Annotated in this window: 22 protein-coding genes; 4 read left to right on the top strand and 18 right to left on the bottom strand. The window is 59.7% G+C overall.

Going from position 1 to position 19,412, the window contains the following annotated elements:
• The first annotated feature begins 36 nt into the window (after positions 1–36).
• The 4 genes from ACORLH_RS13650 to ACORLH_RS13665 are packed head-to-tail and all read left to right on the top strand — an operon-like array spanning position 37 to position 2,474.
• Entirely contained in the window at positions 37–249 is a 213-nt protein-coding gene (locus ACORLH_RS13650; RefSeq protein WP_058243956.1) for a twin-arginine translocase TatA/TatE family subunit, read from the top strand.
• A gap of 3 nt (positions 250–252) precedes the next feature.
• Positions 253–693 (top strand): Sec-independent protein translocase protein TatB, encoded by a 441-nt coding sequence (gene tatB, locus ACORLH_RS13655; protein ID WP_321828931.1) that lies wholly within the window; start codon positions 253–255, stop codon positions 691–693.
• A 9-nt stretch (positions 694–702) separates the two neighbouring features.
• On the top strand, positions 703–1,635 hold the full coding sequence (gene tatC / locus ACORLH_RS13660; protein ID WP_058243954.1) for a twin-arginine translocase subunit TatC: 933 nt from the start codon (positions 703–705) through the stop codon (positions 1,633–1,635).
• Between the two features lie 38 nt (positions 1,636–1,673).
• Entirely contained in the window at positions 1,674–2,474 is an 801-nt protein-coding gene (locus ACORLH_RS13665) for an ATP-binding protein (RefSeq protein ID WP_321832824.1), read from the top strand.
• A 188-nt stretch (positions 2,475–2,662) separates the two neighbouring features.
• Here the strand turns inward: ACORLH_RS13665 and ACORLH_RS13670 are convergent, their stop codons facing one another.
• From ACORLH_RS13670 to ACORLH_RS13755, 18 genes are all read right to left on the bottom strand, one after another.
• Positions 2,663–4,333, bottom strand: a complete 1,671-nt coding sequence (locus tag ACORLH_RS13670) for a ribonuclease J (RefSeq protein ID WP_321828932.1) — start codon at positions 4,331–4,333, stop codon at positions 2,663–2,665.
• Positions 4,330–5,109: a type III pantothenate kinase gene (locus ACORLH_RS13675; protein WP_058243952.1), complete on the bottom strand. Its 780-nt coding sequence runs from the start codon at positions 5,107–5,109 to the stop codon at positions 4,330–4,332. The genes ACORLH_RS13670 and ACORLH_RS13675 overlap by 4 nt, the downstream gene beginning before the upstream one ends.
• A 20-nt stretch (positions 5,110–5,129) precedes the next feature.
• Complete coding sequence (locus ACORLH_RS13680) at positions 5,130–5,879, bottom strand: biotin--[acetyl-CoA-carboxylase] ligase (RefSeq protein ID WP_321828933.1); 750 nt, start codon at positions 5,877–5,879, stop codon at positions 5,130–5,132.
• A 165-nt stretch (positions 5,880–6,044) separates the two neighbouring features.
• Complete coding sequence (gene nuoN, locus ACORLH_RS13685) at positions 6,045–7,496, bottom strand: NADH-quinone oxidoreductase subunit NuoN (protein ID WP_321828934.1); 1,452 nt, start codon at positions 7,494–7,496, stop codon at positions 6,045–6,047.
• 15 nt (positions 7,497–7,511) lie between these two features.
• The gene (locus ACORLH_RS13690; protein WP_321828935.1) at positions 7,512–9,077 is read right to left on the bottom strand and encodes an NADH-quinone oxidoreductase subunit M; all 1,566 of its coding nucleotides are present in this window, start codon (positions 9,075–9,077) and stop codon (positions 7,512–7,514) included.
• On the bottom strand, positions 9,077–11,149 hold the full coding sequence (gene nuoL, locus ACORLH_RS13695; protein WP_321832825.1) for an NADH-quinone oxidoreductase subunit L: 2,073 nt from the start codon (positions 11,147–11,149) through the stop codon (positions 9,077–9,079). Before nuoL ends, ACORLH_RS13690 begins: the two co-directional genes overlap by 1 nt.
• 8 nt (positions 11,150–11,157) lie before the next feature.
• Positions 11,158–11,463 carry an NADH-quinone oxidoreductase subunit NuoK gene (gene nuoK, locus ACORLH_RS13700; protein WP_058243947.1) on the bottom strand — a complete coding sequence of 102 codons (306 nt, stop codon included), beginning with the start codon at positions 11,461–11,463 and terminating at the stop codon, positions 11,158–11,160.
• A 79-nt stretch (positions 11,464–11,542) separates the two neighbouring features.
• Positions 11,543–12,151: an NADH-quinone oxidoreductase subunit J gene (locus ACORLH_RS13705; protein WP_321828936.1), complete on the bottom strand. Its 609-nt coding sequence runs from the start codon at positions 12,149–12,151 to the stop codon at positions 11,543–11,545.
• The gene (locus ACORLH_RS13710) at positions 12,148–12,579 is read right to left on the bottom strand and encodes a carboxymuconolactone decarboxylase family protein (RefSeq protein WP_321828937.1); all 432 of its coding nucleotides are present in this window, start codon (positions 12,577–12,579) and stop codon (positions 12,148–12,150) included. Before ACORLH_RS13710 ends, ACORLH_RS13705 begins: the two co-directional genes overlap by 4 nt.
• On the bottom strand, positions 12,576–12,992 hold the full coding sequence (locus tag ACORLH_RS13715; protein ID WP_321828938.1) for a DUF4259 domain-containing protein: 417 nt from the start codon (positions 12,990–12,992) through the stop codon (positions 12,576–12,578). Before ACORLH_RS13715 ends, ACORLH_RS13710 begins: the two co-directional genes overlap by 4 nt.
• A gap of 25 nt (positions 12,993–13,017) precedes the next feature.
• Positions 13,018–13,512 (bottom strand): NADH-quinone oxidoreductase subunit NuoI, encoded by a 495-nt coding sequence (gene nuoI, locus ACORLH_RS13720; RefSeq protein ID WP_058243943.1) that lies wholly within the window; start codon positions 13,510–13,512, stop codon positions 13,018–13,020.
• Between the two features lie 4 nt (positions 13,513–13,516).
• Positions 13,517–14,554, bottom strand: coding sequence for an NADH-quinone oxidoreductase subunit NuoH (gene nuoH, locus ACORLH_RS13725; protein WP_321828939.1), 1,038 nt, complete (start codon positions 14,552–14,554; stop codon positions 13,517–13,519).
• A 7-nt stretch (positions 14,555–14,561) separates the two neighbouring features.
• Positions 14,562–14,954, bottom strand: coding sequence for a hypothetical protein (locus tag ACORLH_RS13730; protein WP_321828940.1), 393 nt, complete (start codon positions 14,952–14,954; stop codon positions 14,562–14,564).
• Positions 14,954–16,972: an NADH-quinone oxidoreductase subunit NuoG gene (gene nuoG / locus ACORLH_RS13735; RefSeq protein WP_321828941.1), complete on the bottom strand. Its 2,019-nt coding sequence runs from the start codon at positions 16,970–16,972 to the stop codon at positions 14,954–14,956. The genes ACORLH_RS13730 and nuoG overlap by 1 nt, the downstream gene beginning before the upstream one ends.
• Before the next feature lie 6 nt (positions 16,973–16,978).
• On the bottom strand, positions 16,979–17,389 hold the full coding sequence (locus tag ACORLH_RS13740; protein WP_321828942.1) for a DUF5333 domain-containing protein: 411 nt from the start codon (positions 17,387–17,389) through the stop codon (positions 16,979–16,981).
• Between the two features lie 130 nt (positions 17,390–17,519).
• Positions 17,520–17,864, bottom strand: a complete 345-nt coding sequence (locus ACORLH_RS13745) for a hypothetical protein (protein ID WP_321828943.1) — start codon at positions 17,862–17,864, stop codon at positions 17,520–17,522.
• Positions 17,865–17,870: 6 nt separating this feature from the next.
• Positions 17,871–19,169 carry an NADH-quinone oxidoreductase subunit NuoF gene (nuoF, locus tag ACORLH_RS13750; RefSeq protein WP_321828944.1) on the bottom strand — a complete coding sequence of 433 codons (1,299 nt, stop codon included), beginning with the start codon at positions 19,167–19,169 and terminating at the stop codon, positions 17,871–17,873.
• A 4-nt stretch (positions 19,170–19,173) separates the two neighbouring features.
• Positions 19,174–19,410 carry a DUF5337 domain-containing protein gene (locus ACORLH_RS13755; RefSeq protein WP_321828945.1) on the bottom strand — a complete coding sequence of 79 codons (237 nt, stop codon included), beginning with the start codon at positions 19,408–19,410 and terminating at the stop codon, positions 19,174–19,176.
• Between the last annotated feature and the right edge of the window lie 2 nt (positions 19,411–19,412).

A 19,412-nucleotide genomic window follows, 5' to 3' on the forward strand; every position in this document is an offset into this window, starting at 1 on the left:
CCGATCAGCGCGGACCCGTAGCAAGGGAGAGACACTATGCTGAACAATATCGGCCTTCCCGGCCTTCTTCTGATCGCCGTTGTGGTGCTGGTGCTTTTCGGTCGCGGCAAGATCAGCTCGCTGATGGGTGAAGTTGGCAAAGGCATCACCTCGTTCAAGCGCGGCGTCAACGAAGGCAAAGCGGAACTGGAAGACCAGGCCGAAGCTGCCAAAGACGTGACCCCGGAGACCGAAAAAGACAAGGCCTAAGCCATGTTCGATCTGGGCATGACCGAACTCCTGGTGATCGGCATTGTGGCGCTGATCGTCGTCGGACCCAAAGACCTGCCGATGTTGTTCCGTTCAGTCGGGCGTTTCGTCGGCAAAGCCAAAGGCATGGCGCGTGAGTTTAGCCGCGCGATGGATCAGGCCGCAGATGAATCCGGAATGAAAGAGGTCAGTCAAAGCCTGAAGGCGGCGACCAACCCCACTCAATTCGGCATGGATAAGGTCAAGGAAGCCACCGACAGTTTCACCAAATGGGAACCTGACGCCGAGGGCACCCTGTCTGATGAGCGCGCCGATGCGGCCCGCAAGATCCACGACGCCACCGCCAAAAAGGCACAAGAACGTCAGGAAGCTGCCGCCGCTGAGGCTGCCGCAGATGCCGAAGCCGCCAAACCGGCCGACGCAGACCCTGACACCAAGGCCTAAGGATAAGCCATGAGCAACTCTAACGAGCTGGAGGATTCCAGCGCCCCGCTGATCGAGCATCTGGCCGAGCTGCGCACCCGGTTGATCCGGTCTGTGCTGGCCTTCCTCGTTGGTATGGTGATCTGCTTTGCCTTTGGCGGGCAGCTGCTGGACTTCCTGCTGGATCCGATTGAGAAAACCATGCGGGATCTGGGCAACCCCAATCCGGTGATGCAATACACCGCCCCGCAGGAATACTTCTTTACCCTGATCCGCATCTCGATGGTGGGTGGTCTGGCGCTGGCCTTCCCGGTGATCGGCTACCAGCTGTGGCGCTTTGTGGCGCCAGGTCTCTACAAGAATGAGAAAAACGCCTTCCTGCCCTTCCTCATCGCATCGCCTGCGTTGTTCCTGTTGGGCGCGGCCTTTTCGCATTATGTGGTGATCCCGCTGGCGATGGCCTTCTTCCTGGGCTTTGCAGATTTCCCCTCCTTTGTGTCGGCCATTTTGGTTGGCGAAGAGGTTGAAGGTTCCATGGAAGCTGCCAAAGAAGGCATCGACATTGTCTTTAACGGCAAGGTTAACGAAAGCCTCGACATCACCTTGAAGATGATCGTGGCCTTTGGCCTGTGTTTCCAGCTGCCGGTTCTGCTGACCCTGATGGGCAAGGCCGGTCTGGCCTCGGCCGCCGGTCTGCGCAACACGCGCAAATATGCGGTTGTGGGCATCCTGACCGTCGCCGCGCTGGTGACCCCGCCGGATGTGACCACACAGCTGATCCTGTTCACCGTTGTTTACGGCCTCTATGAGATTTCGATCTTCCTGGTGGCCCGGGTGGAAACCAAACGCGAAGCGCAGCTGCGGGCGGAGGGTTACTATGATGACGAAGAAGAGTTTGACGATCCGCTGATGGCTGAGTTTGACGCCGATGAGGCAGAAAACGCTAAGGAAAGCGACAAGTGAAAAAGACCGTAAAACGTATTGCAGAGGCGCTGGAGCGAATGGCTCCGGCGCCTCTTTCTGCACCTGACTTTGCCTCTGCGGATGCTTTTGTCTGGCATGTGGACCCTGACCGCCTGGAACCAGTGACCAAGGTCAACCGGGTGGATCTGTCGCTGCTGGTTGGTGTCGATCGCACCCGCGAAACCCTGCTGGCCAACACGTTGCAGTTTGCCAAAGGTCTGCCTGCCAACAACGCCCTCCTCTGGGGGTCGCGCGGCATGGGCAAATCTTCGATCGTGAAGGCCATTCACGCCGAGGTGCTGCGTCAGGGACATGACCTGAAAATCGTGGAGCTTCAACGCGAGGATCTGCCGTCTGTGTCGCGGCTGATGAACCTGCTGCGCACTTCAGAGGCGCGTTTCCTGCTGTTCTGTGACGACCTCAGCTTTGGCCATGACGACCAGCATTACAAATCGCTGAAGGCGGTTCTGGATGGCGGCATCGAAGGGCGGCCAGACAATGTGGTGTTCTACGCCACCTCCAACCGCCGCCACCTGATGCCACGTGATATGATCGAGAACGAGCGCTCCAGCGCCATCAACCCCTCTGAGGCGGTTGAGGAGAAGGTATCGCTGTCGGATCGCTTTGGCCTCTGGCTGGGCTTCCACCCCTGTTCGCAGGATGACTACCTCGACATGATCCGTGGCTACTGCAAGGCCTATGGGGTGGAGATCGACGAAGAGACACTCTGGGCGGAAGCCATCGAATGGCAGGCCACCCGCGGGGCCCGGTCAGGTCGTGTGGCATGGCAATATTTCACCGACCTCGCAGGTCGGCGTGGTGTGGCAATCAACGGGTAGAGCCCAACGAAGCCCGCTTGGTCACTTGCGATCACCTGCGCCTGAACCGAGGGGCGAAGCAAAGCGCCCGCCCCGTGGGGGCGGTTCGGGCGCTGCCAAATCAGAGATTTGGCATTGTTGTGATTGCTCCACCCAAACAAAAAAGGCGCCCCGTTCGGAGCGCCTTTCTTTTCCTCAGGGTATTCGCCTCACGCCGACAGGCGCGAGATGACCACGGTGACCTCTGGCTTCTTGCCGATCTCTCCCATGGCGGAACGGCGGGTGATCTTGCGCAGCTCATCTTCCAGCTTGTCGTCATCATCCAGCGTCCGCTGCGCGGCACGGCCCATGAACTGATTGAGGTCCTCCTCCAGCACATCGACCAGCGGCGCGTTGGACTTGCCGGTTTCCGCGAGGCCTTTCAGCTCACACCATGGATCGCCCAGCGGCTCATTGTCTTCATCCAGGATAACAGTGACCAGCACGTGGCCGTTCAGCGCCATGCGGATCCGGTCCCGCACGATGCCATCCAGCGCGCCATATTGCACAGAGCCGTCCAGATAAGTGCGCCCAGTTTCCACATAGTCGCAAACCTTAGGCTCCGGCCCCGACAGGTCCAGCATGGTGCCGTTGACCGCGATGGTGGCAGGGTAGCCGTTGCTTTGGGCCAGTTTGGTATGTTCCCGCAGGTGACGGTGTTCGCCATGCATCGGCACGATCATCTCAGGATGCACCAGCTTGTGCATCTCAATCAGATCGGGGCGGTTGGCGTGGCCGGAAACGTGATAGCGCCCGCCGTGATCATCCACCACATCAACACCCATCTCCGAGAATTGGTTCATGATGCGGATCACGCCGCGTTCATTGCCCGGAATGGTCTTGGAGGAGAACAGGAACATATCCCCCTCTTTCAGGCTGATGCCATTGTATTTGCCATTGGCCAGCTGGGCCGAGGCCGCGCGACGTTCGCCCTGTGACCCGGTCACCAAGAGCATCAGGTTTTCCCGCGGGATATCGCGGGCCTCTTCGGCGGACACCACTTTGGGGAAGTCAGCCAGCACACCCGTAGTGATTGCCGCCTCAATCATCCGGCGCATGGCCCGGCCCATCAGGCAGATCGACCGCCCTGCCCGCACCCCGGCCTCAGCCAGGGTTTTCACCCGTGCGACGTTAGAGGCAAATGTGGTCGCTACCACCATGCCCGGCGCCTCAGCCACCAGCGCAGTGATCTCATCGCCGATGGAGGCTTCCGAGCGACCGGGCTGCGGGCTGAACACGTTGGTGCTGTCACAGATCAGCGCTTTCACACCTTTCTTGGCCACCGTCGCCCAGAGGTCAGGATCATAAGGCTCACCCACGATGGGGGTCTTATCCAGTTTGAAATCGCCGGTGTGGATCAACCGCCCCTTGGGTGTGTCGATGATCAAGGCCGAGCTTTCGGGGATCGAATGTGACATCGGCAGGAAGGCCACCTCAAAATCACCCACCTTCACACTTTCCGGCAAGGGCGAGACGGTGCGCAGCACGCTGTCCGAAAAGCCATATTCTGCCAGCTTGTGGCGCGCGATATTTGCGGTGAAAGCCCGGGCATAGATCGGGGCGCCCAGACGCTCATAAAGATGGCCCACAGCGCCGACATGGTCTTCGTGGGCATGGGTGATGAAGATCGCGTCAAGGCGATCCTTGCGCTCTTCCAGCCAGGCGATATCCGGCAGGATCAGGTCCACGCCCGGCGTGCCGTCCATATCCGGGAAGGTCACGCCTAGATCCACAAGGATCAGGCGTTCCTGATCCTTGGGGCCGTAGCCATAGACGTAACAGTTCATTCCAATCTCCCCCGCGCCGCCGAGGGGAAGATAGATCAGGCGCTGGCTGCTCATATGTTGCCTTGGTCCTTATTGTATTTGTGGATCACGGTCAGGCCGTGCATGGTCAGGTCATCCTCGATGGTGTCAAATAGGTGATCGCCCTTCTCAAACAAGGGGGCCAGACCACCAGTGCCAATGACTTTCATCGGATGACCGTATTCTGACTTGATTCGCGTAATGATGCCTTCGATCAGGCCGGTATAGCCCCAAAAGACCCCGGATTGAATGCAGCCGACCGTATTGGTGCCAATGACCTTCTCTGGCTGGCTGACATCCACATGCGGCAACGCCGCCGCACCGGAGTGCAGCGCCTCAAGGCTGAGGTTCACCCCCGGTGCAATCACGCCGCCGACATAGGCGCCATCCTCGGCCACCACGTCAAAGTTGGTGGCGGTGCCGAAATCAACCACAACCACATTGCCGCCATGGCGCTCATAAGCTGCCACCGCATTGGCCAGACGATCTGGCCCCGGCTGGGTGCCCTGATCCACTCGTGGCGTTTGCGGCAACAGGCAATCGGGCTTGCCCACCACCAGCGGGCGACAGCCAAAGAACCGGTCGGCAAAGACACGCAGGTTCCACACCACCCGTGGCACGGTTGAAGAAATCACCACATCGGTGATCTTGGCTTTGATGCCGTAGTGATTGATCAGCGTCGAATACCAGGTGAAATAGGCATCCGCGGTGCGGGCATGGTGGGTTGAGGTGCGCAGGGTGCACAGGAATTTTTCCCCGTCCCAGATTGAGAACACCGTATTTGTATTGCCGCAGTCGATGGCCAGAAGCATGAACGCCCCCCGTGGATGCTTCAGAAGAAAATGTCAGCGGCCGCGATGGTTTCGCGACCTTTTGCGGTGGATAGGACAAGATTGCCCGCCGCGTCTACCGTCTCGAAGGTGCCGGTGCGTTCATCGCGCATGCTGCGTGCTGTTATCACCTCACCCAGACGGGCCGCACGATCCAGCCACAGGGCGCGGATCGGCTCAAACCCGTAGATGCGGAACTGCGCCTCATGATGGGCATAGGCCGGGGCCAGCGCGTCCAGAAACTCCTCCGGTGACACCGCGATCCCGGTTTCTGACAACAGTGAAACCGGCCGCAAGGCGCCCTCCTCGACCTGATCGGCGCCGGGGGCTTCTTTCAGGTTCACCCCGATCCCGATGCCGATGTGGCGGATATCGCGCGCCATGCCGACGCTTTCCAGCAGAATGCCCGCCACCTTGCCACCGTTCAGCAACACGTCATTGGGCCATTTCAGGCTCAGCCCCTGTGGCCGCCCTGTGACGGCAACAAAGGCATCATAAAGCGCCAGGGAGGCCACGAAACTGCGCAGCGCCACCACCTCGGGCGGTTCTGTCGGGTGCAGCACCAGCGTGGCGGCAAAGTTGCCCACCGGATTGACCCAAGCCCGGCCGCGCCGGCCACGTCCTGCGGTCTGCTCCAGCGCCAAAATCCACTCCGGCCCCGCCAGATGATCAGCGATCCGTGCCGCCTCTGCGTTGGTGCTGTCGATGCTTTCCAGCACCCGTTTTCCGTAACCGTCCGGCCAATCCTGCATGAGGTCTGCCTTTCATCGTTCCCAAAATACTCCCCCCGGAGGCATGCCGCGCCAGCGGCAATAAACCCAGCGAAAATGACGCGGCGCGCCCGAGTGTCCCCGCGCGCGCCCGTAAATCTTGCAAGTCCGGGGCCATCTTGACCCTGCGGCTTAAGGCTGCAGCGCTTAGTTGACCAGCGTCGCGGCGGCGGCTTCGGCCCAGGCTTCAACCCCCAGCAGGTTCACACCGGGCAGCCAGGCCAGACCGATGATCACGGCCGAGGCCATCAACAGCCCCCAGAGCACCGGCTGCGCACCGCTGTCGAGGCTCTCCTCGCTCTCATCACCAAAGTACATGTAGTAGACGATCCGCAGGTAGTAGAAGGCGCCGATGACCGAGGCCACAACACCCAGCACCGCCAGCCAGATCAGACCGGCCTCATAAGCGGCCTGCAGCACGTAGAACTTGCCGAAGAAACCCACCATCGGCGGCACACCCGCAAGCGAGAACAGAAGGACCAGCATCGCCAAGGCTTTGCCCGGCTCACGTTTGGCATACATGTTCAGCGCGTTGATATCGGTGACCGGTTGGCCGTCTTTCTCCATCGTCAGGATAAAGGCGAAGGTGCCGATGTTCATGGTGACATAGATCACCATGTAAATCAGCAGCGCCTGCACACCAAAGGCCGTGCCTGCCGCCAGACCCATCATCGCATAGCCCATATGAGCGATCGAGGAATAGGCCATCAGGCGTTTGATGTTGGTCTGTCCAATCGCAGCCACAGCGCCCAGGAACATCGACAAGAGCGACAGAAGCGCCACAACCTGTTGCCAGTCCTTGGTCACACCTCCAAAGGCGTCATGCAGCACCCGGGCAAACAGCGCCATCGCGGCGATCTTGGGGGCGGTGGCAAAAAACGCAGTCACCGGGGTCGGCGCGCCTTCGTAAACGTCCGGTGTCCACATGTGGAACGGCACGGCCGAGATCTTGAAGGCCAGGCCCGAGATCACCAGCACCAGACCAAACAGCAGCCCCAGCGAGGCATGCCCGCCCGAAGCGGCCTCAATGATGCCCGAGAACAGCGTTGTGCCCGAGAAACCATAGACCAGCGACGAGCCGAACAGCAGCAGGCCCGAGCTGAGCGAACCCAGCACAAAATACTTCAGACCCGCCTCAGTGGATTTCACGCTGTCACGGCGCAGCGAGGCGATCACGTAGAGCGCCAGCGACTGCAGTTCCAGCCCCAGATACAGCGCCATCAGATCACCGGCAGACACCATGACCATCATGCCGACAACGGCCAGCGCCATCAGCATCGGATATTCAAACCGCAGCATATCGCGGCGGCTCATATACTCCTGGCTCATCACCAGAATAGCCGCAGCGCTCAGCAGGATGGCAACCTTGGCAAAGCGGGCAAAGGCATCGTCATTGTACATGCCGTCAAAGGCCACGTGGCTGCCGCTGCCCGACATGCCAATCCATGCCGCCAGCAACACAAAGACCAATGCGGTGGTCCATGTCAGCAGCGGGCCCAGCTTGTCCTTGCCGGTGTAGACCGCAAAAACCAGCCCCAGCATCGCGTAAACAGACAGCAGGATTTCCGGCAGGATAATGTTCAGATCAGCCTGGATCATCTCTCAGGGCTCCCGTTAGTGCGATACGGCCACGGCGGTGGCGCTTGGCGCCTCCGCGAGGGCCAGTTGGTAGTTGTTGATCAGCGCCTCAACCGACGGGCCGATGATATCGGTGACCAGTGGCGGGTAGACCCCCAAGAGCAGCGTCATGACAACCAGCGGCGTAAAGATCGCGCGTTCGCGGACGGTCATGTCGCTGATGGTCTTGAGGCTTTCCTTGATCAGGTCGCCCATCACCACGCGGCGGTAAAGCCACAGCGCATAGGCCGCCGACAGGATCACACCCGAGGTGGCGATCATGGCCACCCAGGTGTTGACCTGGAAGACACCCATCAGGGTCAGGAATTCGCCGACGAAGCCCGAGGTGCCCGGCAGGCCGACGTTGGCCATGGTGAAGAACATGAAGATCAGCGCATAGGCCGGCATCCGGTTGACCAGACCACCGTAGGCGTCGATCTCACGGGTGTGCATCCGGTCGTAGATCACACCAACACAGAGGAACAGCGCGCCCGAGATGAAACCGTGGCTGATCATCTGGAAGATCGCGCCATCAATGCCCTGCTGGTTGGCTGCAAAGATACCCATAGTCACGTACCCCATGTGGGCCACGGAAGAATAGGCGATCAGCTTCTTCATGTCTTCCTGCACCAGCGCCACCAACGAGGTGTAGACGATGGCAATCGCCGACATCCACAGAACAAGCGGTGTCATCACGTCAGCGCCGATGGGGAACATCGGCAGGCTGAACCGCAGGAAGCCGTAGCCGCCCATCTTCAGCAGGATCGCTGCCAGCACCACCGAACCGGCCGTTGGGGCCTGAACGTGGGCATCGGGCAGCCAGGTGTGGACCGGCCACATCGGCATTTTCACCGCGAAGCTGGCAAAGAAGGCCAGGAACAGCAGCGTCTGCATACCGCCGACAACGTAGATGCCCAGCACCTCAAAGCCTTCGGCCTCAAAAGAGTGGGTCATCAGCGAGGTTGCTTCGCCACAGGCTGCGATACAGGTGGTGCCCGCATCCACATACATGCCCACCATCGCCACCAGCATCAGCACCGAGCCAAGGAAGGTGTAGAGGAAGAACTTGAACGAAGCATAGATGCGGTTGGCGCCGCCCCAGATTCCGATGATCAGGAACATCGGGATCAGACCGGCCTCAAAGAACAGGTAGAACAGCACCAGATCCAGCGCCATGAAGACACCCAGCATCAGGGTCTCCAGCAGCAGGAAGGCGATCATGTACTCTTTGACGCGGGTCTTCACATCCCAGCTGGCCCAAATGACCAGCGGCATCATGAAGGTGGTCAGCATGACAAACAGCACGGAAATGCCATCCACACCCAAGCGGTAGCTCAGGCCCAGGATCCATTCGCGGCTTTCGACAAACTGAAACCCGGTGTTGGATGGGTCAAACTCGGCCAGGATGAACAGCGACACCAGGAAGGTGATCGATGTGGTCACCAGCGCCACCCATTTCGCGTTGCGCTGTGCAGGCGCATCGGACCCGCGCAGGAACACGGCCAGAATGACCGCCCCCAGCGCTGGGATAAAGGTGACCAGAGAGAGCAAACTATCAGACATTAGTGCGCCCCTCCGCTGAGCGTCATCCAGGTGATCAGTGCAACGATGCCAAGCACCATCGCAAAGGCATAAGTGAAGATATAGCCAGACTGTGCCTTGCCCGCGAGGCGGGTGAAGAAGGGCACGATGCCCATGGCCACACCATTAAGGAAGCCATCGATGACCACGCCATCACCGCGTTTCCACAGGAAACGACCCAGCGCCTGTGCAGGCTTCACAAAGAGGAAATCGTAGATCTCATCAAAGTACCATTTGTTCAGCAGGAACAGGTACAGCGGACGGTTTGCCGCCGCCACACGTGCGGGCATCGACGGGGTCCAGATGTAGAACCACAGCGCCACAACAAGGCCGATGACCATCGCCACAAACGGGCTCAGCTTGACCCAGGTCGGGACATAGTGAGCTTCGTGCAGCACGGTGTTTTCCGGTGCCATGTAGATCGCCGCCTCACCCGGTGCACCATCCATCACATATTTCAGCTTGGAGGCTTTCGGGTTGGCTTCGGCCACTTCTTTGACCAGCTCTTCTGCCGGGGCGGTGTAATGGCCACCGAAGTATTTCACCACTTCGTTGGTTTTGCCAAAGAAGGAGCCGTACCAGATCATACCAGCAAACATCGCCCCCAGCGCCAGAACGCCCAGCGGGATCAGCATCACGGTTGGGCTTTCATGGGCATGGTCGTGGGTGTGTTTGTTGCCACGTGCGGTGCCAAAGAAAGTCAGGAACATCAGGCGCCAGCTGTAAAACGAGGTGAACAGCGCAGCGATCACCAGCATCCAGAAGGCATAGCCACCAGCGGAGCCGACATAGGCGCTTTCGATCACAGCATCTTTGGAGGCAAAGCCGGCAAAGCCGATCCAGCCGGACAGCGGGATCCCCACACCGGTAATGGCCAGCGTGCCGATCATCATCGCCCAATAGGTCAGGGGCAGCTTCTTCCGCAGGCCGCCGTAGTTCCGCATGTCCTGTTCGTGGTGCATGCCGTGAATTACGGAGCCCGCACCAAGGAACAGCATCGCCTTGAAGAAGGCATGGGTGAACAGGTGGAACATCGCAACCGAATAGACGCCCACACCAGCCGCCACGAACATGTAGCCCAGCTGCGAACAGGTCGAATAGGCGATCACACGTTTGATGTCGTTCTGCACCAGACCAACGGTCGCGGCGAAAAACGCTGTGGTGGCGCCGAGGAAGGTGATGAAGGCCGTGGCCTCAGGCGCAAATTCCATCAGCGGCGACATGCGGCAGACCAGGAACACACCGGCGGTTACCATGGTAGCTGCGTGGATCAGCGCCGACACTGGCGTCGGACCTTCCATCGCGTCGGGCAGCCAGGTGTGCAGGATCAGCTGTGCTGATTTACCCATCGCGCCGATGAACAGCAGGAAGGCCAGAAGGTTGGCCGCGTTCCAGTCGGTCCACAGGAAGGTGATGGTGGTTTCTGCCAGTTCCGGTGCGCGGGCAAAGATCTCGTCAAACGAAATGCTGTCGGTCAGCAGGAACAGGCCAAAGATCCCCAGCGCAAAACCGAAGTCACCGACACGGTTCACCACAAAAGCCTTGATAGCCGCCGCGTTGGCCGAAGGTTTCTTGTAGTAAAAACCAATCAGCAGATACGAAGCGACGCCCACACCTTCCCAGCCAAAGAACATCTGCACCAGGTTGTCCGAGGTGACCAGCATCAGCATGGCAAAGGTAAAGAACGACAGATAGGCAAAGAAGCGGGCCTTGTAATGCTCGCCCTCTTTCCAGGCATGGTCATGCGCCATGTAGCCAAAGCTATAAAGGTGCACCAAGGCCGATACCGAGGTCACAACCACCAGCATAGTCGTGGTCAGACGGTCTACCCGGATCGACCAGGCGGTGTCCAACGAGCCGGACTGGATGAAGTCCAGAATATGTACGGGTTGGTCCAAACTGTCACCGCGAAGGAACACGATCCAGCTGAGCAGCGCGGCCAGAAACAGGAGGCCGGTTGTGACGAACTGCGCGCCCTTCTCACCGATGATACGCCAGCCGAAACCGCCAATGAGCGCCCCAATGAGGGGTGCAAAGAGGATAGTCTGATAGATCATCTGGCTCAGCCTTTCATCACGTTAACGTCTTCCACCGCGATGGTGCCGCGGTTGCGGAAGAAGCAGACCAGGATCGCCAGGCCAATCGCCGCCTCAGCGGCCGCAACGGTCAGCACAAACAATGTGAAGACCTGCCCGACCAAATCGCCAAGGAAGCTGGAGAAGGCCACCAGATTGATGTTCACCGACAGGAGCATCAATTCGATGCTCATCAACAGGATGATGATGTTTTTCCGGTTCAGAAAGAGACCGAAGATGCCGATGACGAATAGCGCCGAGGCCACCGTCAGGTAATGTTCAAGTCCAATCATGTCCGCCCCTCTTTCTTAGCGGTCGTTTTTATCGCGGCGACCAGCGCCACAGTTATTGCAAGCCAACCCCGCCAGGCCATTACAGGCCCTGCCCCGGTTTGATGTCTTTCAGTTCCATCGCCTCGGCCGGGTCACGCCACATCTGATGCAGCACGTTCTGGCGCTTGACGTTGGTGCGGTGGCGCAGGGTCAGCACGATCGCCCCGATCATTGCAACCAGCAGCACCAGACCAGAGAGTTGGAACAGCAGGAAGTATTTGTCGTAGATCAGCACACCCAGTGCGGCGGTGTTCTGCATATCCGCAGGTGCAACTGCGGCGCGGTTGTCCATCGCGTGTTCCGCATAGTCCCAGGCGCCATAGGCCAGGCCGAACTGCATCAGCAGAACCACACCGATCAGCAGCGCGATGGGCATGTATTTCGCCATCTCCGCCTTCAGCTCGGCAAATTCAACGTCCAGCATCATCACCACAAAGAGGAACAGAACCGCGACCGCCCCCACGTAGACGATGATCAACAGCATCGCCACAAACTCGGCCCCGAGCAGCACAAACAGCCCCGCCGAGCTGAGGAAGGCCAGGATCAACCACAACACCGAATGCACCGGGTTGCGGCTGATCACGGTGAACAGCCCGCCGGTGACGGCGCAGATTGCGAACAGGTAGAATGCCAGTGCTGCAATCGTCATGTCTCTTTGTCCTCTTTGTCAGCCATGACTTCGCGGGCACAGTCCATTGCCTTGGTCATGGCGGGTATGCCGGCAAACATCGACATCTGTGCGATGGTCTCGGCGATTTCGTCTTCGGTGGCCCCGGCCGCCAGCGCGTGGCGCACTGTCATCCGCAAGCCTGTTTCGTTTTGCGCGCCCTGCATGGTCAGCCCGGCCAGCGTCAACAGAAGCCGCGTTTTGGCATCCAGACCGTCAGTGCTGATCCCTTTGCCAAAGGTCATCTCCATGAATTCCTTGGGCATCGTGGGCCAAAGCGCCTCAAACCCTTTGAACGCTTCGGTGGGCGAAAAGCTTTCCAGCGCCGGATTCATAGCCTTGGCCATGGTCTGCGCCTGCGCACTCATCTGCGCCATCATCAGCTCAAAAGGGGATTTGCTGTCGCTCATTTGACCCCTTCCAGCCGGGCGGTCAGATCCGCCATGGCGTTTTCCCAACCGCTGCTGTCACCACTATCGGCCCAAAGCTCAGCCAATTCCGAGGCCTCACCACTGATCCGGGCCAGTGCCACCAGCGCCAGCGCCGGCAGATCATCATGTTCGGCAACCTGTTCGGAGTGTTCGCCAACGGTTTCGGCAACGTCTGAGCCCAGCTCCCCACCGGCATCAAAGGCCAAGGCCACAATCTCAGCGGCAGCGCGGGCTGCAGTACCCAGATCCATCTCGATATAGTCACCCGGCTCCAGGTCGATCACATCCTGAAGGGCACTGCGAACAGCTTCGACGCCCGCAGCGGAATACTCCTCTTCGATCCAGTCGAGAGCAGTGTCATCTTCAAATGTGCCTACGCCCCAAGCGCCCATGATCTATACCCCTTACGCAGCGCCCTTAACGGTAGGGCGCATCCAGTTCCAAGTTGCGTGCAATTTCAGCTTCCCACCGCTCACCGTTCTCAAGGAGTTTGGCCTTGTCGTAGAACAGTTCTTCGCGGGTTTCGGTAGCGAACTCAAAGTTCGGACCTTCCACAATGGCATCCACCGGGCAGGCCTCTTGGCAGAAGCCGCAGTAGATGCATTTGGTCATATCGATATCATAGCGGGTGGTCCGGCGCGACCCGTCATCGCGCGGTTCCGCATCGATGGTGATCGCCTGCGCCGGGCAGATCGCTTCGCACAGTTTACAGGCGATGCAGCGCTCTTCCCCGTTGGGGTAGCGGCGCAGCGCATGTTCCCCGCGGAAACGGGGCGACAGCGGCCCTTTTTCATGCGGGTAGTTCAGGGTGGATTTGGGTGCGAAGAAGTACTTCAGCCCCAGTTTGAACCCTTTGATGAAATCCGACAGCAGGAAGTAGCCCGCAGCGCGTTTGTAATCGACGTTTGCCATGTGCTTAGCCCCCAATCGCCCAGCGGGCATAGGCGCCGCCGAAGGCTTCGAATTTTGCTAGGAATGCGACGATCACCACCCAGGCCAGCGACAGCGGCAGGAAGACCTTCCAACCAATGCGCATCAGCTGGTCATAGCGGTAGCGCGGGGTGATCGCCTTCACCATTGCGAAGATGAAGAAGAAGAACGCCATCTTGCCGACCATCCACAACGGGCCATCCGGCAGGAAGGGGATCGGCGACAGCCAGCCGCCGAAGAACAGCAGCGAGACCAGCGCGCACATCAGGAAGATGGCGATATATTCGCCTGCCATGAACAGCAGGAACGGCGTTGCCGAATATTCCACCTGATAGCCGGCCACCAGTTCGGATTCCGCTTCGGGCAGGTCAAACGGCGGACGGTTGGTTTCAGCCAGACAGCTGATGAAGAACAGGAAGACCATCGGGAAATGCGGCAGCCAGTACCAGCTGAAGAAGCCGTAATCGCCATCCTGCGCGCGCACGATATCCCCAAAGTTCATCGAGCCGGTGGAGATGATGATGCCGATGATGATCAGACCCAGCGACACCTCATAGGAAATCATCTGCGCCGCAGAGCGCAGCGAGCCGAGGAACGGGTATTTTGAGTTCGACGCCCAGCCGCCCATGATCACGCCGTAAACCTCAAGCGAAGAGACGGCGAAGACGAAGAGGATCGCGACATTGATGTCGCTCAGCACCCAGCCGTCATTGAACGGGATCACCGCCCAGGCGATCATCGCCAGAACAAAGCTCAGCATCGGCGCCAGGAAGAAGACCGGCTTGTCCGCGCCTGCGGGCACCACCACTTCTTTCACCACATATTTCAGCGCATCCGCCACCGATTGCAGCAAGCCAAAGGCGCCCACCACGTTCGGTCCGCGACGCATCTGCACCGCGGCCCAGATTTTCCGGTCCCCGTAAACCAGGAACAGCAGCGAAATCATCACAAAGGCCACCACGGCCAGGCACTGGGCCACGATGATGATCGCTATTCCGAAGGGGGTGGTAAAAAACTCTGCCATTAGGTCCTCACACCGTCGGTATTCCGTTTTCGACGCAGTGATCGACGACGGTTTCCGCATCGATCGTTTTGGCGCCGCGCGGCAAGTCGGGGGAGATGGTGTAAACCGCATCCGCCCGCCACAGGCCGCCCTGTTGCTCAACATTCGTGCGGACATGCCGCGCGAAACTAAATCCACGGATCAGCGTGTACTGTGCGGCTGCACATTGCGCATAATCCTCAACATCCGCAGGTCCGCGTGCCCCGTCCATCGCGACGAGGAAGCTGACCAGATCGCCTTCCAGCAACCGCGTGTCCACACCCTGATAGTCCGGCACAAACGCCAGTGCGTCGGGCTGCGATGCCTCGCAACCCGCAACGGTCAATGCCGCTGTCAGGGATATGATCGCGGTGCGGATCATCACTCAGCCGCCACCTGCTGCACGCCGCGCGCCTTTGCGCCGGCCGACAGTTCTGCCATCAGGCTGGAGGCGCGTGCAATTGGGTTCGTCAGGTAGAAGTCTTTGACTGCATTGACGAAATCTGCCTTGCCCAGCTTATCTTGCGGCAGCGAGACCCATTCGTTTTCTGCAACCTGATCCACCTTGGCCAGATGCGGCACCGCCGCAACCAGCGCCTGACGCAGCTGGGCCAGGCTGTCCCAGGGCTGGGCCGCGCCCAGTTCTGCCGACAGCGCCCGCAGGATCGCCCAGTTTTCTTTCGCCTCACCCGGTGCAAAGCCAGCGCGCAGTGCCAGCTGCGGGCGGCCTTCGGTGTTCACGAACAGGCCGTTTTCCTCGGTATAGGCGGCGGCGGGCAGGATCACATCGGCGCGGTGAGCGCCGCGATCGCCGTGGCTGCCCTGATAGATCACGAATGCGCCCGCATCGATTTCCACCTCATCGGCGCCAAGGTTGTAGATCACCTCTGCCCCGTTGGTGGCGGCCTCAACCCCACCTTCGGTCACAGCGCCCACATCCATCGCGCCCACACGGGCGGCGGCGGTGTGCAGCACCATCAGCTTGGACCCAGTGTCTTCGGCCAGTTTCTGCGCTGCAGCCAGAACCGCCAGACCATCCGCTTCGCGCAGGGCGCCCTGCCCCACGATCACCACCGAAGGCGCGTCTTTCACTGCGCCGTAATCCCGGCCCACGATGCTGTCCAGCGCCGCGCGGTCGGTGCCCACATGGGCGTATTCATATGTCAGATCAACCGCTTCGCCGACCAGGCCAACATTGGCACCGTTGAGCCAGGCCTTGCGGATCCGCGCATTCAGCACCGGCGCTTCTTCGCGCGGGTTGGTGCCGATCAGTTGGATGAACTTGGCGTCATCAATGTCTTCGATAGTGGCGTTGCCGACATAGCCAAAGCGGCTGTCAATCGGCAGGCGCGCTTTATCGGTGCGGCATTCGACGTTACCGCCCAGACCTTCGATCAGGTTTTTCAGGCCAAAGGCGGCCTCAACAGGCACCAGATCACCGATCAGGCCGGCAACCTTCTTGCCCTTCATCGCTGCAGCGGCGGCAGCCAGCGCTTCGCCCCAGGAGGCTTTGCGCAGCTTGCCGTTTTCACGGATGTAGGGCACGTCCAGACGCTGACGACGCAGACCGTCCCAGACAAAACGGGTTTTGTCCGAAATCCATTCCTCGTTCACGCCATCATGGTTGCGCGGCAGGATCCGCTTCACTTCGCGGCCTTTGGTGTCCACACGGATGTTGGAGCCAAGCGCATCCATCACATCGATGCTTTCGGTTTTGGTCAGCTCCCACGGGCGGGCCGTGAACGCATAGGGTTTCGAGGTCAGCGCCCCCACCGGGCACAGGTCAATGATGTTGCCCTGCAGGTTGCTGTCCAGCGTTTCGTTCAGATAGCTGGTGATCTCAGCATCTTCGCCACGACCGGTCTGGCCCATTTGCGTGATGCCAGCCACCTCAGTGGTGAAACGCACACAACGGGTGCAGCTGATGCAGCGGGTCATCGCGGTCGACACCAGCGGGCCGAGGTTCAGATCGTCCACCGCGCGCTTACCTTCGGTAAAGCGGGTTTCCGAAATACCATAGGCCATCGCCTGATCCTGCAGGTCGCATTCGCCACCCTGGTCGCAGATCGGGCAATCCAGCGGGTGGTTGATGAGCATGAACTCCATCACCCCTTCGCGCGCCTTCTTCACCATCGGCGAGTTGGTTTTGACCACCGGGGGCTGGCCTTCAGGGCCAGGACGCAGGTCACGCACCTGCATCGCACAGGAGGCCGCCGGTTTCGGCGGTCCCCCAACAACTTCGACCAGGCACATGCGGCAGTTGCCCGCAATCGACAGACGTTCATGATAGCAGAACCGCGGGATCTCAACCCCAGCCTGTTCACAGGCCTGGATCAGGGTCATGGCCCCGTCTGCTTCGATTTCCTGATCATCAATGACGATTTTGCGTAGGTCGGACATCTTGCCTCACTTGGCTTTCAACAGGACTCCAATCTGGCTGCTCGCAGCGATCTCGGCATGGCCGAGGCTGCACAGGTCAGCAGATTGGGCGGGGTTCAACCCCTTGGATTTCACATATGCCTCAACGATGGACCGGATCCGGGCCTCTTCGGTGTCGCTGTCGACATAGGCTTTGATTTCATCATTGCTGTAGCCAAGCGCCTTGGCCCGGTTGCGCAATGAATTGAGGAAGGTCAGCCCTTTGAAGGTGCGGGCATCGATCTCATCACATTTGTCCGAGATCTCAATCGCCAGCGCGACCCAGAGCATGTTGTTGTCAATCTCAGCCACATCCCGCAGCGGCGGTTTGGCGGTGGCATGGCTGGCTGCCGCACTCAGAACCAGGGACAGGGCGGCTGCAGTCATCATCATACGCATGGGGCATCTCCTTTGTACTCACGCGAAACCGGGGCGGCCGAAAGGCCTCCCGTCGCGTTAGAGATGCGGGCGCAGGCGCTTGATATGCAATAACACACCGCGCAAAGCCCTGATATGATGGCGAAATCGATCATACGTCGCAGCGCCCTTCGAACTGCAAACGGCCTTCAACGATGCGCAGCTCACTGTCCGGCGCATCCGGGCCGGCAACCCAGGCCACATCCGATTTGCCGTAGGTCGCAACGCAGTATTTGGTGGCCTCATAGCGGCCCGCCTCACGCGCGGGGGCCAGCCCCTGATCGATCCGGTCGACGGAGACGGTGAAGCTCTGCTTGTCGTCACTGTTGGTCGACAGGCGTGCCGGGAAGTAGAGGTTTTCGAAATAGACGCGATTCTTCGAGCTTTGGACGTTTTTCGCCCAGCTGCAGCCGCTCAGCAGAGCCGCCCCCATTACACAAAGGATCACGTTACGCATTTCAAATTACTCCGCTGCAATGGCCGAACGACGGCCGGTTTTCTGAGCCTTAATACGGTCTTCAATTTCATCACGGAAGTTGCGGATCAAGCCCTGGATCGGCCAGGCTGCCGCATCGCCAAGGGCGCAGATGGTGTGGCCTTCGACCTGTTTGGTCACATCCCACAGCATGTCGATCTCTTCGATCTCCGCTTCGCCTTTCACCAGGCGGTCCATCACCCGCATCATCCAGCCGGTGCCTTCGCGGCACGGTGTGCACTGGCCACAGCTTTCGTGTTTGTAGAACTTGGACAGGCGCCAGATCGCTTTGATGATGTCGGTCTGCTTATCCATCACGATGACCGCCGCTGTCCCCAGGCCCGAGCCCAGATCGTTGCGCAGGTAGTCAAAGTCCATGATCGCATCGCGCATGTTTTCACCGCGCACACAAGGCACCGAGGAGCCACCGGGGATCACCGCCAGCAGATTGTCCCAGCCGCCGCGGATGCCGCCGCAATGCTTTTCAATCAGCTCTTCAAAGCTGATGCTCATCGCCTCTTCAACCACACAAGGGTTGTTGACGTGACCTGAGATCGCAAACAGTTTGGTGCCCGCGTTGTTGGGACGGCCGAAACCAGCAAACCATTCCGGGCCACGGCGCAGGATGGTCGGCACAACGGCAATGGATTCCACGTTGTTCACCGTGGTCGGGCAGCCATAAAGGCCCGCGCCTGCCGGGAACGGCGGTTTCATCCGTGGCATGCCCTTCTTGCCCTCAAGGCTTTCGATCAGGGCGGTTTCCTCACCACAGATATAGGCGCCTGCCCCGTGGTGCAGATAAAGGTCAAAGTCCCAGCCCGAGCCAGCAGCGTTTTTACCCAGAAGGCCTGCGTCATAGGCTTCATCAATGGCGGCCTGCAGCGCTTCGCGTTCACGGATGTATTCGCCGCGAATGTAGATATAGGCCGCATGTGCATTCATCGCGAAAGAGGCAACCAGCGCACCCTCAATCAGGGTGTGTGGATCATGGCGCATGATTTCGCGGTCTTTACAGGTGCCGGGTTCGGATTCATCAGCGTTGATGACCAGATAGGCCGGGCGCCCGTCGCTTTCCTTCGGCATGAAGGACCATTTCAAACCGGTCGGGAAGCCCGCACCGCCACGGCCGCGCAGGCCAGAGGCCTTCATCTGGTCCACGATCCAGTCGCGGCCCTTTTGGATAATGCCGGCGGTGCCATCCCAATGGCCCCGTGCCTTTGCACCTGCCAATGTACGGTCATGCATGCCGTACAGGTTGGTAAAGATACGGTCTTGGTCCTTCAGCATCCCGTTACCCTTTGCTGTTCTGGTCGTTGCTTTGACGCAGACGCCAGATTTGGAAAATCATCACAATGGCGTAGATGAACCCCGCCAAAGCGACCAGATCGAACAGGGCGCGCGTGCGGTTGGGCAATTCCAGCCACCCGCCGACAAATGACGCCACAATCCAGAACAGCGCGGTGCCCGCAATCACCAGTGAGGTGATGCGCCCCTTGCGTGCCAGTTCTGCATCTTTCTGTTCGCTCAACG

The sequence above is a fragment of the Thalassovita sp. genome, assembly GCF_963691685.1.
In the GTDB taxonomy this organism is placed as follows: Bacteria; Pseudomonadota; Alphaproteobacteria; order Rhodobacterales; family Rhodobacteraceae; genus Thalassobius.

What these genes read in the sequence shown, in the direction of transcription:
- nuoH (WP_321828939.1), bottom strand. Translation starts at nt 14,554, where the DNA reads ATGGCAGAGTTTTTTACCACCCCCTTCGGAATAGCGATCATCATCGTG.
- nuoF (WP_321828944.1), bottom strand. Translation starts at nt 19,169, where the DNA reads ATGCTGAAGGACCAAGACCGTATCTTTACCAACCTGTACGGCATGCAT.
- ACORLH_RS13680 (WP_321828933.1), bottom strand. Translation starts at nt 5,879, where the DNA reads ATGCAGGATTGGCCGGACGGTTACGGAAAACGGGTGCTGGAAAGCATC.
- ACORLH_RS13675 (WP_058243952.1), bottom strand. Translation starts at nt 5,109, where the DNA reads ATGCTTCTGGCCATCGACTGCGGCAATACAAATACGGTGTTCTCAATC.
- ACORLH_RS13705 (WP_321828936.1), bottom strand. Translation starts at nt 12,151, where the DNA reads ATGACGATTGCAGCACTGGCATTCTACCTGTTCGCAATCTGCGCCGTC.
- nuoI (WP_058243943.1), bottom strand. Translation starts at nt 13,512, where the DNA reads ATGGCAAACGTCGATTACAAACGCGCTGCGGGCTACTTCCTGCTGTCG.
- tatB (WP_321828931.1), top strand. Translation starts at nt 253, where the DNA reads ATGTTCGATCTGGGCATGACCGAACTCCTGGTGATCGGCATTGTGGCG.
- tatC (WP_058243954.1), top strand. Translation starts at nt 703, where the DNA reads ATGAGCAACTCTAACGAGCTGGAGGATTCCAGCGCCCCGCTGATCGAG.
- ACORLH_RS13665 (WP_321832824.1), top strand. Translation starts at nt 1,674, where the DNA reads ATGGCTCCGGCGCCTCTTTCTGCACCTGACTTTGCCTCTGCGGATGCT.
- ACORLH_RS13710 (WP_321828937.1), bottom strand. Translation starts at nt 12,579, where the DNA reads ATGAGCGACAGCAAATCCCCTTTTGAGCTGATGATGGCGCAGATGAGT.
- ACORLH_RS13670 (WP_321828932.1), bottom strand. Translation starts at nt 4,333, where the DNA reads ATGAGCAGCCAGCGCCTGATCTATCTTCCCCTCGGCGGCGCGGGGGAG.
- ACORLH_RS13715 (WP_321828938.1), bottom strand. Translation starts at nt 12,992, where the DNA reads ATGGGCGCTTGGGGCGTAGGCACATTTGAAGATGACACTGCTCTCGAC.
- ACORLH_RS13745 (WP_321828943.1), bottom strand. Translation starts at nt 17,864, where the DNA reads ATGCGTAACGTGATCCTTTGTGTAATGGGGGCGGCTCTGCTGAGCGGC.
- nuoG (WP_321828941.1), bottom strand. Translation starts at nt 16,972, where the DNA reads ATGTCCGACCTACGCAAAATCGTCATTGATGATCAGGAAATCGAAGCA.
- ACORLH_RS13650 (WP_058243956.1), top strand. Translation starts at nt 37, where the DNA reads ATGCTGAACAATATCGGCCTTCCCGGCCTTCTTCTGATCGCCGTTGTG.
- nuoN (WP_321828934.1), bottom strand. Translation starts at nt 7,496, where the DNA reads ATGATCCAGGCTGATCTGAACATTATCCTGCCGGAAATCCTGCTGTCT.
- ACORLH_RS13740 (WP_321828942.1), bottom strand. Translation starts at nt 17,389, where the DNA reads ATGCGTATGATGATGACTGCAGCCGCCCTGTCCCTGGTTCTGAGTGCG.
- ACORLH_RS13730 (WP_321828940.1), bottom strand. Translation starts at nt 14,954, where the DNA reads ATGATCCGCACCGCGATCATATCCCTGACAGCGGCATTGACCGTTGCG.
- nuoK (WP_058243947.1), bottom strand. Translation starts at nt 11,463, where the DNA reads ATGATTGGACTTGAACATTACCTGACGGTGGCCTCGGCGCTATTCGTC.
- ACORLH_RS13690 (WP_321828935.1), bottom strand. Translation starts at nt 9,077, where the DNA reads ATGTCTGATAGTTTGCTCTCTCTGGTCACCTTTATCCCAGCGCTGGGG.